At 36.7% G+C, this 16,427-nt stretch carries 12 protein-coding genes and 1 pseudogene; 10 read left to right on the forward strand and 3 right to left on the reverse strand.

What is annotated here, in order from left to right; genetic code table 11:
- Positions 1-67 precede the first annotated feature (67 nt).
- Positions 68-1,003 (forward strand): 1,4-dihydroxy-2-naphthoate polyprenyltransferase, encoded by a 936-nt coding sequence (locus HWV59_RS07735; RefSeq protein ID WP_175638507.1) that lies wholly within the window; start codon positions 68-70, stop codon positions 1,001-1,003.
- 229 nt (positions 1,004-1,232) lie between these two features.
- Here the strand turns inward: HWV59_RS07735 and HWV59_RS07740 are convergent, their stop codons facing one another.
- Positions 1,233-2,060, reverse strand: coding sequence for a MerR family transcriptional regulator (locus tag HWV59_RS07740; protein ID WP_175638508.1), 828 nt, complete (start codon positions 2,058-2,060; stop codon positions 1,233-1,235).
- A 28-nt stretch (positions 2,061-2,088) separates the two neighbouring features.
- On the reverse strand, positions 2,089-3,270 hold the full coding sequence (gene norA / locus HWV59_RS07745; RefSeq protein WP_175638509.1) for a multidrug efflux MFS transporter NorA: 1,182 nt from the start codon (positions 3,268-3,270) through the stop codon (positions 2,089-2,091).
- Between the two features lie 263 nt (positions 3,271-3,533).
- Between norA and HWV59_RS07750 the strand changes: the two are divergent.
- Positions 3,534-4,903: pseudogene (locus HWV59_RS07750) on the forward strand (MATE family efflux transporter).
- 63 nt (positions 4,904-4,966) lie between these two features.
- On the opposite strand, the gene HWV59_RS07755 reads toward HWV59_RS07750, so the two are convergent.
- Entirely contained in the window at positions 4,967-5,839 is an 873-nt protein-coding gene (locus HWV59_RS07755) for a LysR family transcriptional regulator (protein WP_175638510.1), read from the reverse strand.
- 141 nt (positions 5,840-5,980) lie between these two features.
- On the opposite strand from HWV59_RS07755, the gene HWV59_RS07760 reads away from it, so the two are divergent.
- The 8 genes from HWV59_RS07760 to HWV59_RS07795 all read left to right on the forward strand — a co-directional run bounded on the left by HWV59_RS07760 (position 5,981) and on the right by HWV59_RS07795 (position 16,412).
- On the forward strand, positions 5,981-7,186 hold the full coding sequence (locus tag HWV59_RS07760) for an acetyl-CoA C-acetyltransferase (RefSeq protein ID WP_175638511.1): 1,206 nt from the start codon (positions 5,981-5,983) through the stop codon (positions 7,184-7,186).
- A complete protein-coding gene (locus HWV59_RS07765; protein WP_175638512.1) occupies positions 7,186-7,875 on the forward strand; it encodes a CoA transferase subunit A in 690 nt (229 codons plus the stop codon). The genes HWV59_RS07760 and HWV59_RS07765 overlap by 1 nt, the downstream gene beginning before the upstream one ends.
- Positions 7,876-7,897: 22 nt before the next feature.
- The gene (locus HWV59_RS07770) at positions 7,898-8,557 is read left to right on the forward strand and encodes a CoA transferase subunit B (protein WP_102230061.1); all 660 of its coding nucleotides are present in this window, start codon (positions 7,898-7,900) and stop codon (positions 8,555-8,557) included.
- A gap of 917 nt (positions 8,558-9,474) precedes the next feature.
- Positions 9,475-10,344, forward strand: a complete 870-nt coding sequence (locus tag HWV59_RS07775; RefSeq protein WP_407941624.1) for an ABC transporter permease — start codon at positions 9,475-9,477, stop codon at positions 10,342-10,344.
- Positions 10,345-10,401: 57 nt separating this feature from the next.
- Positions 10,402-11,262 carry a carbohydrate ABC transporter permease gene (locus tag HWV59_RS07780; protein WP_102230243.1) on the forward strand — a complete coding sequence of 287 codons (861 nt, stop codon included), beginning with the start codon at positions 10,402-10,404 and terminating at the stop codon, positions 11,260-11,262.
- 70 nt (positions 11,263-11,332) lie between these two features.
- Positions 11,333-12,913: an ABC transporter substrate-binding protein gene (locus HWV59_RS07785; RefSeq protein ID WP_175638513.1), complete on the forward strand. Its 1,581-nt coding sequence runs from the start codon at positions 11,333-11,335 to the stop codon at positions 12,911-12,913.
- Between the two features lie 92 nt (positions 12,914-13,005).
- Positions 13,006-15,375: a glycoside hydrolase family 2 TIM barrel-domain containing protein gene (locus HWV59_RS07790; protein ID WP_175638514.1), complete on the forward strand. Its 2,370-nt coding sequence runs from the start codon at positions 13,006-13,008 to the stop codon at positions 15,373-15,375.
- Between the two features lie 35 nt (positions 15,376-15,410).
- A complete protein-coding gene (locus HWV59_RS07795; RefSeq protein WP_175638515.1) occupies positions 15,411-16,412 on the forward strand; it encodes a glycoside hydrolase family 43 protein in 1,002 nt (333 codons plus the stop codon).
- The last annotated feature ends 15 nt before the right edge of the window (positions 16,413-16,427 follow it).

The following is a 16,427-nucleotide window of genomic DNA, read 5'->3' on the forward strand; positions in this document are numbered from 1 at the left end:
TCCTTTTAGGACTTCAAATATGGTAAAATAATTTGTTTGCTACTATCTGGTTGAAAGGAATGAAATGATGAATCAAGGTAAAATGGTTAAAGAAAATAAAAACCTGGAAAAATTAAGTACAGGAAAACTGTTATGGCAATTAACCCGCCCTCATACGTTAACAGCGTCTTTTATACCTGTTTTAATAGGAACTGTATCAGCTATGTTTTATATGAAGATTGACATCTTGATTTTTATCGCAATGTTAGTTTCATGTCTTTTTCTTCAAATTGCTACAAATTTATTCAATGAATATTATGATTTTAAACGAGGATTGGATACAGAGGATTCGGTAGGTATTGGGGGAGCTATCGTACGTCATGGAATGAAACCAAAAACTGTATTACAGCTCGCTTTAGGTTTGTATTTTTTGGCACTATTGTTAGGGATTTATATTTGTGCAAATAGCAGTTGGTGGTTAGCTTTAATTGGGATCATGGGAATGTTAGTAGGATACCTTTATACTGGAGGTCCATTTCCTATCGCATATACACCGTTTGGAGAACTATTTGCTGGTCTATGTATGGGCTCTCTTTTTGTATTAATTTCATTTTTTATCCAAACAAGTTTCATTAACACTCAAATAATCTTAATTTCTATTCCTATCGCCATTCTAGTTGGAGCTATTAATCTATCTAACAATATTCGAGATATTGAAGAAGATAAAAAAGGCGGCAGGAAAACATTAGCTATATTACTGGGCCACAAAAAAGCAGTCTATTTTCTGGCATTGTTATTTATTATTTCTTATATATGGATTACCGGATTAGTGTTAGTGGGCAATACAAGTCCTTGGCTTTTCCTTGTCTTATTAAGTGTTCCTAAGCCAATTCAAGCTGTCAAAGGATTCTTAAACACGGAAATACCTATGAACACTGGTTTAGCAATGAAAGCAACCGCTCAAACGAATACAATCTTTGGTTTTCTTCTTTTTATTGGTTTGTTTATTAGTTATTACATGTAAAGATACAGGGGGACAGGTACCTTGTCCCAGTTTTCACCTTTTAGGAAATTATAAATTTCTTGAACTGTGGATAAGCGCTTTGACATCCAGCTCCAGCGCCTAGCCCCTCGAGGTCATAAGCCAATTTAGAATTGAAGACAAAGAGCGCCTTCTATTCTAAATCGTCTTATGCTTTTCGGGGCTGATCAAGGCGCTTGCGCTTTTGTTCCTGGGACGAGGTACTGTCCCCCTAGTCCATAATTTTTACTCTAAACTCGCTTATATAGCGGTGCTCATTATTTTGAAAATAAACAGAAAAGAATTCGTATATATCGCTTAGGGGTTTTATCTGATCGGCTCTTATATGATCCATTAGCTTTTGAAAAGTTTTAAAGTAATTTTCAAATGAAGTAGAGTTTGAAATAATACTTAAATATTTCCCTTCAGGTAAGACTGCGAATTCCGCATCATTTTGAAGAGATGAAATATGTTTATTTGATAGCACAGGTGTAAACAAATAGTGATAATTGATATCTTCGACTTTATTGTATTGTTTAAATGGAAAAATTGAGCCATAACCTTTTTTTCTAAAGCCTTCTGTTGATGGTCCATATTTTTTCAAACTGCTATATGATGAGTTAAGTGTGTTAATTGGCCCTAAACCAGTAACCTTTGTTTGAATTATTTTCATTTCATCTTTTTCTAAAAGGACAATTTCATCATAAGGAGCGTCTTGTCTTTGTAATTCCTCTCTAACATTGGCGATAATCTCTTGTATTTCAAATAGCTCATCCAGTTTTTCTTCCACAATTTTTTCTTGATCCATTAAAAAGGAAACATACTCCTCATTATTTAAATCTTCTACCTTTTTGATTTGGTTTAAAGGAGTCCCGATATAACTTAGAGATTTTATGAGATCCAAGCGATACAATTGTAAATCACTGTAGTAACGATAATTTGACTTTGGATCTACATAGACGGGTTTAAACAAATCTATAGAATCATAGTAGCGTAAAGCTTTAATGGTAATGTTCATTAACTTTGAAACTTCACCTATTGAATAAAGTTTATCTTCCATATTAAATCCACCCCATTTCTATTTCGGCTTAGTTTATTTTTGCAGGGGAAACTTTAGCAAGTGGATGCTGTTTCCAAGCGAGAGTTAGCCCTGTACCAATAGCTAGGAAGATGGTTGCAAAGTAAAATGGATAATTTAAATTCATATCAAATAGTATACCTCCAATGATTGGGCCAAACACATTTCCAATACTCGTAAACATGGAATTCATACCACCTACAAATCCTTGTTCATTGCCGGCAATTTTAGAAAGATAAGTAGTAACAGCAGGTCTCATTAAATCAAAACCAATAAACACAATAATTGTCGTAAATAAAACCATATAGTAATGATTTACGATAGTTAATAAAAAGACTAGAATGGCTGAAAATATAAGACTGTACCGAATTAAACGTATTTCTCCAAGCCATCTTGTAAGTCGATCAAATAAAGCTACTTGAGCAATAGCCCCGACAATAGCCCCTCCAGTTATCATGATCGCAATATCCTGTGGAGTAAATCCGAACTTATGGTCTACAAATAGAGCGAACAAAGATTCAAATGAAGATAGGCCAAAAGCTGAAATTAAGATAATCATAAATGAAATGAAATATACGGGTGAAAAGATACGATTCAATCTAGCTTTTGGTTCTAATTCCTCTTCACCTTGCAAATTCCGTTTCGGTTCTTTTAATGTAATGATGGATAAAATGGCTGCTGAAAATCCTAAAGCACCAGCAAAGAAAAAGGGGATGCGAGTTCCGATTTCCGCTAAAAATCCTCCGATTCCGGGACCAATTATAAAGCCGGTGGAGATAGCTGCTGACATGTACCCAAGTGCTTTTGATCGTGTTTCTAATGATGTTGTATCTGCAATAAAGGCAGTTACAGCCGGCATAATAAATGCAGCACTTATACCTCCTAGTATCCGAGAGAGAAAAAGAACGCTCAGTGTATTTCCAACTCCAAATAACAACTCTGAACTCCCAAATATAAATAATCCGATGATAATCATTCTTTTTCTACCAAATTTGTCTACCCAACGGCCTGCAATTGGGGATACAACTAACTGGGCGACAGCAAAAGCTGCAACCATGTAACCCACAATTGAACCGGATAAATTTAATTCATTCATAATTGTGGGTGTTACAGGAATAACAAGTCCTATACCTAAAAAAGCGATGAAAAGATTTAGTAATAATATTGTTAAAGTAATGTTCTGTCTTAACATACTCAACATCTCCTTAAAAGATTTTTACAACTATAAGACGTTATTTTAAACTCTCCTTTAAGGGGAGAGTCAAGTTTTTTCTTATTTTAAGTCAATTTTTTTCCTTGTAATCTTTTGTAATTTACAATGGCTTCAAAACACTGCTTTCTACTCCTTAATGTCGGATATTTATATGTTGAAAAGAAAAAGGTTTCTTTATAATTGGCTGGAGGTTCTTAAAATCAATTTATTTAAAAATCATTTGTCACGAAGGTGAGATCAACATGAAGCCGAAAGAAAATACAGCTCAAAAGCTTAGTCTTTTCGCTATTACTTGGCCAATTTTTATTGAAACATCTCTACATTTACTGATGGGGAATGCTGATACACTCATGCTAAGTCAGTATTCAGATGATGCAGTGGCGGCTGTTGGGGTTTCGAATCAAATTTTATCGTTAATTGTGGTGATGTTTGGATTTGTAGCAACAGGAACGAGTGTACTTGTTTCCAGAAATCTTGGGGCCAATTCATTTAAAGAAGCAAGTCGAATAGCTGTTGTCTCCATTATTACAAATATCCTCTTAGGGCTAATGATTGGAATTATCCTCTTGTTTGCAGCTTCGAGCGTTATTTCTATGATGGGTGTTTCTAGTAATCTCATGTCAGAAGCTACACTTTACTTGCAGATTGTAGGTGGTTGTATTTTCCTGCAATCAGGTATTATGACGATGGGAGCGATATTACGTAGCTACCGCTTTACGAGAGAGGCCATGTTTGTAACTCTTGGGATGAATGTCATAAATATTGTTGGTAATGCTCTGTTTATATTTGGGTTGTTTGGACTTCCGGTACTTGGAGTAACAGGGGTAGCGATTTCAACTATTATTAGTAGACTTATTGGATTGATGATCATTTTTATGATTTTGTATAAAAGAGTTAATCCTACACTGCCTTTTTCGTACTTGTTTAGGAGATTTCCAAGTTTTGAGCTGAAAAAAATACTTCAAATTGGAGTTCCTTCTGCGGGAGAGCATCTTTCATTTAATGGATCACAGCTTGTGATTACTTCGTTTATTGTGTTACTTGGTACAGAAGCAATTACAACAAAGGTGTATGCTCAAAATATTGGGATGTTTGTTCTGCTCTTTTCACTCGCGATCGGCCAAGGAAATCAAATTATCATTGGACATCAAATCGGTGCAAAGCAATTTGATGCAGCATATAAGCGCTGTGTTCATAGTCTCTTAATAGCAATAGGCATAACAAGTATTGTTGGTATCATTCTTTTTTATTTAGCAAACCGATACTGAGTCTTTTTACAACGAATCAAGATATTATTGTCACAGGGAGTATTCTGCTGTTGTTAACAGCTTTAGTTGAACCAGGTCGTGCGTTTAATGCGGTTGTTATCAGCTCATTACGTGCTGCTGGAGATGTGAACTTTCCTGTTTTTATCGGCATTCTCTCGATGTGGGGAGTTAGTGTTCCGGTAGCTTATATCCTTGGCATATATTTTGGATTCGGGCTTGCTGGAATTTGGATTGCCTTTATAGTTGATGAATGGCTAAGGGGTGTCCTCATGCTTTGGAGATGGCGTCAGGGCAAATGGCGTCAAATAGCGATGAGCAGACAGGTGCGGTCTAACGCTTCTTAGATTAAAAAATTAGTATATTGAAGCCGATTGGGTTCACTCCTCAATCGGCTTATTAACTTCAAATTAAAATTTAGAAACATACTTTAATAGAGTTCTCACAGCAAATGATTGATAGCGATCTTTTTTGGTAATAAATCCAAGCTCCCACATAGGAGGGGACGTTAATTTTATCATCCTAATGTTGCGATGGTCCATTTTTCGATAAATTGATTTTGGCATTAGTGTAATACCGAGTTCCTCTCCAACAAGTTCTGCTATTAAATCCCACTGTGAGCTTTCGTAGGAAATGTTTGGTTGAAAACCTGCTTTTTGGCATTCTTTAATAACTAACTCGTGTAAGGCAAATTCCCGGTTGAAAAGAATGAAATGTTCATCAGCTAATAGTTTAATGCTGACCTCGTCCATTTCTGCAAGATGATGCTTTGTACTTGTGTAAAGCATGAATTCCTCTTTTATAAACGGAGTAACATCAAACTTACTAGTATCTGTAGGAAAAACAATGATACCTACGTCTACCACACCTTCATCTACCAAGTGTTCAATTCGTTTTGCTCCTAGTTCAATTAATTCCACATTTACCTCTGGATAATGATAGTTAAATTGTTTCGCTATCTCCGGAAAAAATAGCGTCCCAATTAATGGAGGAATGCCTATTTTAATTTTCCCGGTTGGTAAATTCATTAAATCATCTAAAAGAATAGAAAGCTCATCTGTAGCCCCTAATATTTTGCTTGCTTGCCTAAAGACAATTTCACCTGCATCCGTCAACTTTAATGTACGTGTCGAACGTTCAAAGAGCTCGACTTTGAGTTCAGCTTCTAATTTTTTGATCGATTTACTTAAAGTTGGCTGTGAGATATAGGTACCTGCAGCTGCTTTTGTAAAGCTGCCGTAATTTGCTACTTCGGTAAAATATCGAAGATCCTTTAATTCCATTTATTATCACCTTTTATTCTGTTTTGGAATAAAAAATATACTTATTATTCATTTTACTCATAAGTAGGTATGCTGTAAATTAATAAGTAAATATATAGAGAAAGTTCTGAATAAACTTGATGGAGGGAGAGGAGCAGTATAGTGGATAAAAATGATGTAGTAATTGTAAGCGCTTTAAGAACGCCGATTGGTCAATTTGGAGGAAGTTTAAAAGATGTAAGTGCAGTCCAATTGGGTTCACATGTGATTAGAGCAGTGATTGACCAAGTTGGAATTTGTGGAGATCAAATAGATGAAGTCATTATGGGGAATGTGCTTCAAGCGGGTCTTGGTCAGAACCCGGCAAGGCAGGCAGCTATACTCGCAGGTCTTCCTGAACATGTTTCTGCTTTCACTATAAATAAAGTGTGTGGATCAGGATTAAAGGCCGTCCATTTAGCAACACAGTCCATTTTAACAGGAGATGCTGAAATGATTGTAGCTGGTGGAATGGAAAATATGAGTCAGGCACCATACCTTTCTATGGGAGCTAGAGAGGGTTATAGAATGGGGAATCAGAAGCTTATTGATAGTATGATTCATGACGGGCTATGGTGTGCTTTTAATGATTATCACATGGGAATTACAGCAGAAAATATTTGCGACCAATTTGAAATAACCCGTCAGGAACAAGATGTATTTGCAGCTTGGAGCCAAGAAAAAGCAGCAAATGCAATCGTCGAAGGAAAATTTAAAGATGAAATTGTTCCAATTGAAATACCTCAACGAAAAGGGGATTCTTTTCATTTTGATACAGATGAATATGTGAAGCCTGGGACAACAGCGGAGAAGTTAGGAAAACTAAGACCTGCCTTTAAAAAGGATGGACGTGTAACAGCAGGTAATGCTTCTGGAATTAATGATGGAGCTGCTGCCGTTCTCATAATGAGTCTTCGTAAAGCAAAGGAACTTGGCATCAAACCGTTAGTTACGATTCGAGCAAATACAACTGCAGCTGTAGATCCAAGTATTATGGGGATTGGTCCAGTTCCTGCAACGAATAAAGCTTTAAGTAAAGCTGGTCTTACCATACAAGACTTGGACTTAATAGAGGCAAACGAAGCATTTGCGGCACAAGCATTAGCAGTTGGAAAAGAGCTTCAATTTCCAAACGATAAATTAAATGTGAATGGTGGAGCCATTGCCTTAGGACATCCGATTGGGGCAAGTGGTGCGAGAATACTTACGACATTAATTCATGAGTTAAAACGAAGAAATGGAAAATATGGCTTAGCATCGTTATGTATCGGAGGAGGGCAAGGAGCCTCAACCATTATAGAAAACTATGAAACGAGAGGTGTATTGTGATGAAAAAAATATTTACTAGTTTTGAAGAAGCGGTCAAAGACATTACCTATGGAATGACACTAATGGTTGGAGGATTCGGACTGGTAGGTATACCAGAGAATCTTATCAATGCACTTTGTGAAAAGAATGTAAAGGATTTAACAGTCATTTCAAACAACTGTGGAGTAGATGATTGGGGATTGGGTCTATTACTGAAAAATAAACAAATTAAAAAAATGGTTTCCTCCTATGTTGGTGAAAATAAAGAGTTTGAAAGACAAGTATTGAGCGGAGAGTTAGAGGTACAGCTGACACCACAAGGTTCATTAGCAGAAAAAATTCGTGCCGGTGGAGCCGGGATTCCTGCCTTTTATACCCCGGCCGGAGTCGGAACGCCTGTTGCAGAAGGCAGAGAAACGAGGGAGTTTCATGGGAAGAAATATTTACTTGAAGAATCCCTTACTGCAGATTTTAGCTTAATAAAAGCGTGGAAAGCAGACAAAATGGGCAATATCATCTACCGCAAAACAGCACAAAATTTCAATCCTATCATGGCCGCTGCAGGTAAAATTACAATTGCTGAAGTAGAGGAAATTGTTGAAGTTGGGGAATTAGATCCTGACCAAATTCATACTCCAAGTATTTATGTTCAAGGACTGATTGTTGGTAGACATGAGAAGAGGATCGAACGCCTTACTGTTCAATCATAAATGAAATAGAGGAGGGAAAATGATGACGAAAAACGTAAGAGTACAAATTGCACAAAGAGCTGAAAGAGAAATTCAAGATGGATTCTACGTAAACTTAGGGATAGGAATGCCAACTATGGTTGCAAACTACATTTCTACTAATAAACAGGTTGTCTTACAATCGGAGAATGGTTTATTAGGCATAGGTCCGTATCCAACAAATGACGAAGTAGATCCAGATTTAATTAACGCGGGAAAAGAAACAGTAACCGCTATTAAAGGAGCCAGCTTTTTTAGTAATGCTGAATCATTTGCCATGATACGTGGCGGTCATATTGATTTAGCCATTTTAGGTGGCATGGAGGTGTCGGAAAATGGTGATTTAGCAAATTGGATGATACCTGGAAAAATGATTAAAGGTATGGGAGGGGCAATGGATTTAGTTCACGGTGCCAAAAAAATTATTGTCATTATGGAACATGTGAATAAGGCCGGACAGCCAAAGATCCTTAAGAAATGTTCGTTACCATTAACAGGGCAAAATGTTGTGGATCGAATCATAACAGATCGAGCAGTAATTGATGTAACAAAGGATGGATTGAAGTTAATTGAAGTTGCACAAGATTATAGTGTGCAGGATGTAATTGAGTCCACTGAGCCTGAATTAATCATTTCCGATCAAGTGGTGAATAATGCATTTTAGAATATGACGTGAGACAGGAGGAATTTCCCTCTGAATGGATAGAAGCATTAATTCTTGTAATGATATAAGGAATTGATGCTTTTTTCATTAGGTTCTATAAGTTGTCAGAAAAGAAGTTCGTTCAATTATATACGTAGGGAAAATACAGAATTTATAGAATTATTAGTTAAAGTGTATTTATTTGATAAAATGTTATTTACTTTTAATAGGAATGGAACTATAATGAAGGAGAAGTAACCGCTTTCAAAAAATGATGATCATTAATTAATATGGTATTTAGCAAAGAAATGATACACAAAAATGAAACCCGTTTCATTTTTGTGTTGTTATTAATTTCTTAATCGTGGACAGTGCTTTGATACTTTGATCTAAAGCATATGTCGTGCAAGTGAAGTCGTTTCGACAAGACCTCTTTAAGGAACTTAGGTAATTTAGATTTAAAGCGAAAAAACAGCTTTCTTTTCTAAATTGACTTACTTATCCTAGAGAGACCAAGGCTCTTGTACTTTGGTTCATGTATAACTAACTAATGATATGAAATGACTCTAACGTTAAGTTATTCTTAGCTTTTTATGAAACCCGTTTCATTTTGTGTGTGGTATAACTTTATATAAATTGCAAATATAGATTTTACCGTTAGACTTTTTTGCACATTAATGAAACCCGTTTCATTTCCTCATTTTCTTTGTCTACGATGCCTTTTAATTTTTTGGTACACAGCTGCTTTAAGATTAGTATTTACAGAATTACCTTGTCATTCTTTTTTTAAGATGGGTTGCTGCATCGAAATTAAGATCGTGAGCATAGGGGGGAATTATATGAAAGCCGTTATTGTAAAGTCACAGACACCTATTGTTAAAAAACAAACGAAAGAGTCGCACTTTAAAAAAATATGGAAGAACCGGACCCTTCTTCTAATGTGTATGCCTGCTATTATTTTCTTTGCCGTATTTGCGTATCTTCCAATGCCGGGGCTTTATCTTGCTTTCGTAAATTATGATTATACACTTGGGATCTTTAAAAGTGCTTTTGTAGGATTGGAAAATTTCCGCTTTCTAGTTATGACGGGTGATTTATGGAAGTTAACCTTTAATACGATTGCCTATAATCTTGCTTTCATTATATTAGGTAATTTCCTGCAAATAGCTGTAGCCATCATGCTTAACGAACTAAGAAATAAATGGTTTAAAAAAATATCGCAAACCATTATGTTTCTACCACATTTCATTTCCGCCGTTTTAGTTGGACTTTTAGCTTATAACATTCTTAGTTATGATTATGGCCTACTCAATTCATTTCTAGAAATGCTTGGCTTAGATCCAGTACAAACTTATTCGAATCCGGCAATTTGGCCATATATTATTGTTATTACTTTCCTCTGGCAATCTACAGGCTACGGATCAATCGTCTATTTTGCTGCCATTATGGGCCTTGATAAATCAATTTTAGAAGCTGCAGAAATTGACGGGGCTAATGCTTTTCAACGTATTCGATATATTATTATTCCTTGGCTAAAACCAACTTTCATCATTTTATTATTATTCTCGTTAGGGGGAGTATTAAAAGGAAACTTCGGCTTATTTTATAACTTAGTCGGTGCCAATAATACAATGCTATATCCAACCACAGATATTATCGAAACCTATGTATTCCGGACATTAATGACGAATTTTAACTTCTCATTAGGAAGTGCTGTAAGTTTATATCAATCTATTTTTGGCTTCTTTATTGTCATTACAGCAAATTGGATTGTTAAGAAGGTTTCACCAGAAAATTCATTATTCTAAAGGAGGGATGTACTTGTGGAAAATACATTCAGACGAAATGTAGATTTTTCTACGATCATGGTTCGTATTATTGGATATGGATTTATTGGTCTATTTGCTCTATGTTGTCTTTTGCCCTTTGTCCTAATCTTATCTTCTTCATTCACATCTGAGAAGGCAATTATGGAAAGTGGGTTTGCTTTATGGCCGAAAGAATTTTCTACATTTGCATATGAAATTGTTTTCCGAAATCCAAGGCTTATCATAGGTTCTTATGTCGTAACAATGGGGATTACGATTGTTGGGACTGCAGTTGGTTTGTTTATTGTGGCCATGACCGGTTATGCCTTGCAACGTGCGGATTTCTTGTATCGTAATAAAATATCATTCTATATCTACTTTACAACCCTTTTTTCAGGTGGACTTGTTCCGTTTTATCTTTTGGTTACCCAGTATCTGGATCTTAAAGATAATTATCTTGCAGTACTGCTTCCAGGATTGCTGAGTCCTTTTCTAATCATTATGATGAAGGCGTTTACAAAGTCGATCCCTCATGAAATTACCGAATCCGCAAAGATGGATGGTGCAGGTGACTTTACAATCTTTTTAAAATTAATTTTACCGATGTCTACTCCAGCTTTAGCGACAATCGGACTTTTCATTGCCTTAGGATATTGGAATGAATGGTATAATGCCATGCTTTTCCTTTCACCTAATATGGAATATCGGCCACTCCAGTTGTTTCTCTATAATGTCATCACAAGTGCTGATTTTATCAGGAACTCTGCGGCATCTTCTAATGTAGCACCACAAGAAATTCCTTTGGAATCTATGAAAATGGCAACAGCAGTTGTGGCTACGGGTCCTGTTATTCTATTTTATCCGTTTGTGCAACGGTTCTTTATTCAAGGTATTACAATTGGTGCAGTTAAGGGCTAATGAATATGAGTAAGGATTTTTCCTTGTTTCATAGATCAAGAACAAAAAAAGATAAAGGGGAGGAAATGAAATGTTGAAGATGAAAAAATTCTTCGTACTAGTCATGGTCATGCTGTTAACCTTTAGCCTTGTGGCTTGTAATGGATCCAGTCAAACAAGTTCAGAAAACAAGAAACCAAGTACAAAGGTTAATGAAAATGGGGAAATTGATACGTCTGAATTTGTCAATATTACAATAATGGCATTGGGGGATAAACCGACAAACGGACAATTAGAAAAAGTAATGGAACAAGTAAATGCGAAATTAAAAGAAAAAGTAAACGCTCATCTTGAAATAAAATGGATTGAATGGGCGGACTATATGACAAAGTATAACCTTACTTTAGCTTCCGGTGAACCAGTTGATTTAATTATCACTGCTACTGACTGGTTAGATGCATGGGGAAATGCTCAGAAAGGTGCATTCAAGGACATTTCTGAACTTCTGCCAACATATGCTCCAAAAACATGGGAAGAAGTTTCTGATGAAAGCTGGGAGCAAACAAAATACAATGGGAAAATTGTCATGATTCCAGAAGACTCCTTTACACAATGGGTTAACCACGGCTTCTTCTATCGTACGGATTGGGCAAAGGAATTTGGAATTACTGAACCTATTAAAGATTTTGAGACATTAGGAGAATACTTCCAAGGGATTGTTGATAATAAGCCGGGTGTGATTCCTTGGGATACACCAGGAACAAACGTTACAACAGCATGGGGATATACAACTTCTTACTCAGATCAAATTGAACTGCCGATTGCTACAGGAGTATTCCCGATTTACTGGGGTAAATCTGCTGATGAACCGTATGACGTTGTTAGTCCAGTGTTTGAAGATATTTTTGTCGATTATGCAACGCTAATGAAGGATTGGGCAGATAAAGGATATTGGCGTTCTGATGTATTAAATTACAAAGGTGACACACGTGCTTTATTCCAAGCTGGAAAAACCGGTGCTGATCAGCATCATACAGAAACTTTCTCGACTTTACGTCCACAAATGGATGTGAAACAGCCAGGATCTGAAATTGATATGTTTGCCTGGTCTGACACTCGTGATAACTTAATCTCAATGTCTATTACTCATGGAGCTACGGCTGTAGGTGCACATAGTAAAAACCCAGAGCGTGCGTTAATGGTATATGACTTACTTCGAAACGATGAGGAAATTTATAAGTTATTTAACTATGGGATTGAAGGAGTTCAGTACGAAATTAAAGATGGAAAACGTGTTCGTCCGGAAGGGTATGATGAAACAAAAGATTCATTTGCTTCTAACTTCTGGGGTGGCCGTGTAGATAAATTTGAAATCCCTAGTTCTGACAGATGGGAAGGAATGCCTGAGATCTACGCAGAGTACGATAAAATTAAGAAGCCGTTCCCTTATGGACAATTTGTTTTCGATAGTACACCTGTAGAAGCTGAAATTGCTGCACTTTCACAAGTGACTGCCCAAATGGTACCGGCAATTGCATTCGGTAAAGCGGGAGACCCGGAAAAAGCTGTTGAAGATTTCCGTAAGAGATTAGAAGCAGCGGGTTATGAGAAAGTTTTAAAGGAAATCCAAAAACAAATGGATGAATATAAGAAACTTGTAGAAGGTAACTAATTTAGAAGAGAAAAGTGAAAAGAGGGCTATCATACTTATTTGATAGCCCTTTATCTATCAATCTTCCATTACTGGAAAGGGTGTATACAAAAATGAAAAATGCAATCACTCAAGAATGGGATCTATCTGTTAAGAGCAGAAAGTTTAACTTTGATTGGAAATTTTTAAAAGGTGACGACTCGAAAGCACTCAAAATTCAGTATGATGATTCTGATTGGCGCACAGTATACCTGCCACATGATTGGAGTATAGAAGGCCCTTTTAAGAAGGAATACGCAAGCTCCACCGGGTATTTACCTGGAGGTATTGGTTGGTATCGAAAAAAATTTATTGTGCCAGATCATTTAAAAGGTAAGAAGATCGTCATTCAATTCGATGGCATTTATAAAAATAGTGAAGTTTGGATTAATGAACATTTTCTTGGTAAAAGACCTTATGGATACAGCTCATTTCACTATGATTTAACACCGTTTATAAACTTCGAATCAAATGAAAATGTCATTTCTGTAAAGGTGGATCACTCGGATTTTGCGGATTCCAGGTGGTATCCGGGATCAGGTATTTATCGAAATGTACATATTAATTTAAGTGATCATGTGTACATCAAGCCTTACGGTATATATGTTACAACTCCGAATATTTCAACATCAGAAGCAGAAATTAACATTCAAACAAGTGTAAAAAATGATTACAATCACAAAAGTGAAATGATAATTGAACATCGTATAAAAGATGCTAAGGGTAAAGATTTAATAGTCTGTTCTTCCATGGAGACCATTCAAGCAAATAATGAACAACATTTTCTTCATTCTATCTTCTTAGAAAAACCAAATCTTTGGTCTCCTGAAAATCCATACTTATACAGTGTTGAAACGAAGTTAATAAAAGATGGTGAAGTAATTGACTTTGAGACAACTTCACTTGGAGTTCGATATTTCCACTTTGATGTGGACTCTGGATTTTATCTAAACGGAGAGAGCCTAAAAATGAAAGGTGTTTGTCTTCATCATGATGCAGGGTGCCTTGGAGCAGCAGTTCCTGAAAAGGTATGGCACCGACGTTTGCAACGATTGAAGGAAGCTGGAGTAAATGCGATCAGAATGAGCCACAATCCACCTGCACCAGAGTTACTGGATATGTGTGATACTTACGGATTTTTAGTCCAGGATGAAGCATTTGATGAATGGGAGCATCCTAAGAACAAATGGGTAGAAGGGTGGAATAAGGGAGAACCTTCACTTGATGGATATGCATCAGACTTTGCTGAATGGGCAGAGGCAGATTTAAGAGATATGGTATTAAGGGATCGAAACCATCCGTCAATTATTTTCTGGAGTATTGGAAATGAAATTGATTATCCTAATGATCCTTATTCACATCCGGTACTTGAAGATCGTTACAAAGCTGATAAACCTGAAGCAAAAGGAATGGGAGATATTGCGAAAAAATTGGTGAGCGTTGTAAAACAATATGATCAGACACGGCCTGTTACAGCAGCACTGGCAAGTGTCATCATGTCAAATGAAACTGAATTTCCAGACGCACTTGATGTGGTTGGTTATAACTATCAAGAATTTCGTTATCAAAAAGACCATGAAAAATACCCTAAGAGAGTCATTTATGGTAGTGAAAACGGAAGGCATCACAATGAGTGGATGGCTGTAAAAGATAATGACTTTGTGTCAGGACATTTTATCTGGACAGGAATTGATTATTTAGGAGAAGCGCGTGGTTGGCCGGTTCGCCATGCAACACCAGGGATGCTCGACCTTGCTGGATTCAAGAAGCCGCTATACTTTTTCAAACAAAGTCAGTGGTCTGAAAAAGATATGGTTTATTTAGGAACAACAGCTATTAAGGATGGAGAATCTAAACAAATTTATTGGGACCATGAAGTTGTTAGTGCGTGGAAAGGGACTGAAGGGGAACTTGTAAGAGTTGCTTGTTGTACAAATTGTCCGGAAGTGGATTTAATTTTAAATGGAACATCATATGGAGTCAAAAAAAGCAAAGACTTCCCAGGCGGAACAATTTATTGGGATGTTCCATACGAGAAAGGGACATTAAGAGCAGTAGGGAAAAGAAACGGAGAAATTAGTTGTTCTTATGAATTAAATACAGCTGATAAGCCTGTTAAACTCCAATTACACCCTGATACCATTGCTCTTAAAGCTGATAAATATGATGTAGCACATGTAGAAGTAAATATCCTTGATGCCGATAATTATCTTGTCTTTGATGCAAATAATCAAATAAATTGCGAAATTGAAGGACCTGGTGAAATCATCGGAATGGAATGCAGCAACCCTGCAAGTCATCAGAATTATAAAGAGACCTACAGAAATGCCTACCAAGGAAAATTGTTAATTTATGTGAAAGCTTCTGATCAATCTGGGACAATTACATTAAAGGTAACGTCCGATGGATTGGATAGCTCATCTGTTGTCATAAACGTTAATTAGAATGAAAAAAATAAAGATGAGGAGATGATGACCGAATGCCCTATAATGCTGCATCTGATACAACCAATCCTAGGAAGGGCTTTAGCCTAAGCGATATTCCTGCACATGACCCATTTGTCTTATCACATAAAGAAACAAATACCTATTATTTATATACAACAGGAATTCCTGAATTAACAGATTTAGATAGAAATGGGGTGTTAGTTTACAAGAGTAAGGATTTACTAGATTGGGAGGGACCTTTTGTGATTTTTGAGGTTCCTGATGGGATATGGGCACATCCAAAGCATGGAACATGGGCTCCGGAAGTCCATCAATACAAAGGTAAATATTATTTATTCGTTACCCTTCATAACAGAGATACCATATTAGCAGAGCCACCAGAGGTTTGGAAAACGAATCATCTTCGCGGAACGAGTATTGCAGTATCAGATTCTCCAGAAGGTCCATTCCATTTAATAAAAAAGGATGGACCGGTGCCACCTAGAAACTTTATGACTTTAGATGGAACCTTGTATGAGGATGAGAATGGAAAACCATGGATGGTCTATTGTCACGAATGGATTCAAGTACTGGATGGTACTTTTGAAGCTATCCCGTTAAAGCCTGATTTATCTGCAGCAGATGGTGAACCAAAACATCTATTTAAAGCTTCAGATGCCCCATGGATAAATGCGGAACAAAAGCCTAATGTAAAGCCCCTAGTGTACGTATCTGATGGATGTCAATTATATCGAACAAAAGGCGGTCACTTATGTATGCTCTGGTCAAGTTATAACGATGAAGGATATGTCCAAACAATTGCAAGATCTCAGACTGGTAAACTGGAAGGTCCATGGGAACAACTAGAACCTTTAGTCAAAGGAGACAGTGGACACGGCATGCTCTTCAAAACATTTGAAGACACCTGGAAGCTCATCCTGCATCATCCCTTCAGCACCCCAGAATCCCGTGCAAAAATCTACGAAATAGAAGAAACCGAAAATAGCTTTAACGTAATTGGACCATGGGGACAGGTCCCTCGTCCCAAATCATAAATATGTAAGCAGGGG

It is taken from the genome of Metabacillus schmidteae (assembly GCF_903166545.1).
GTDB lineage: Bacteria > Bacillota > Bacilli > Bacillales > Bacillaceae > Metabacillus > Metabacillus schmidteae.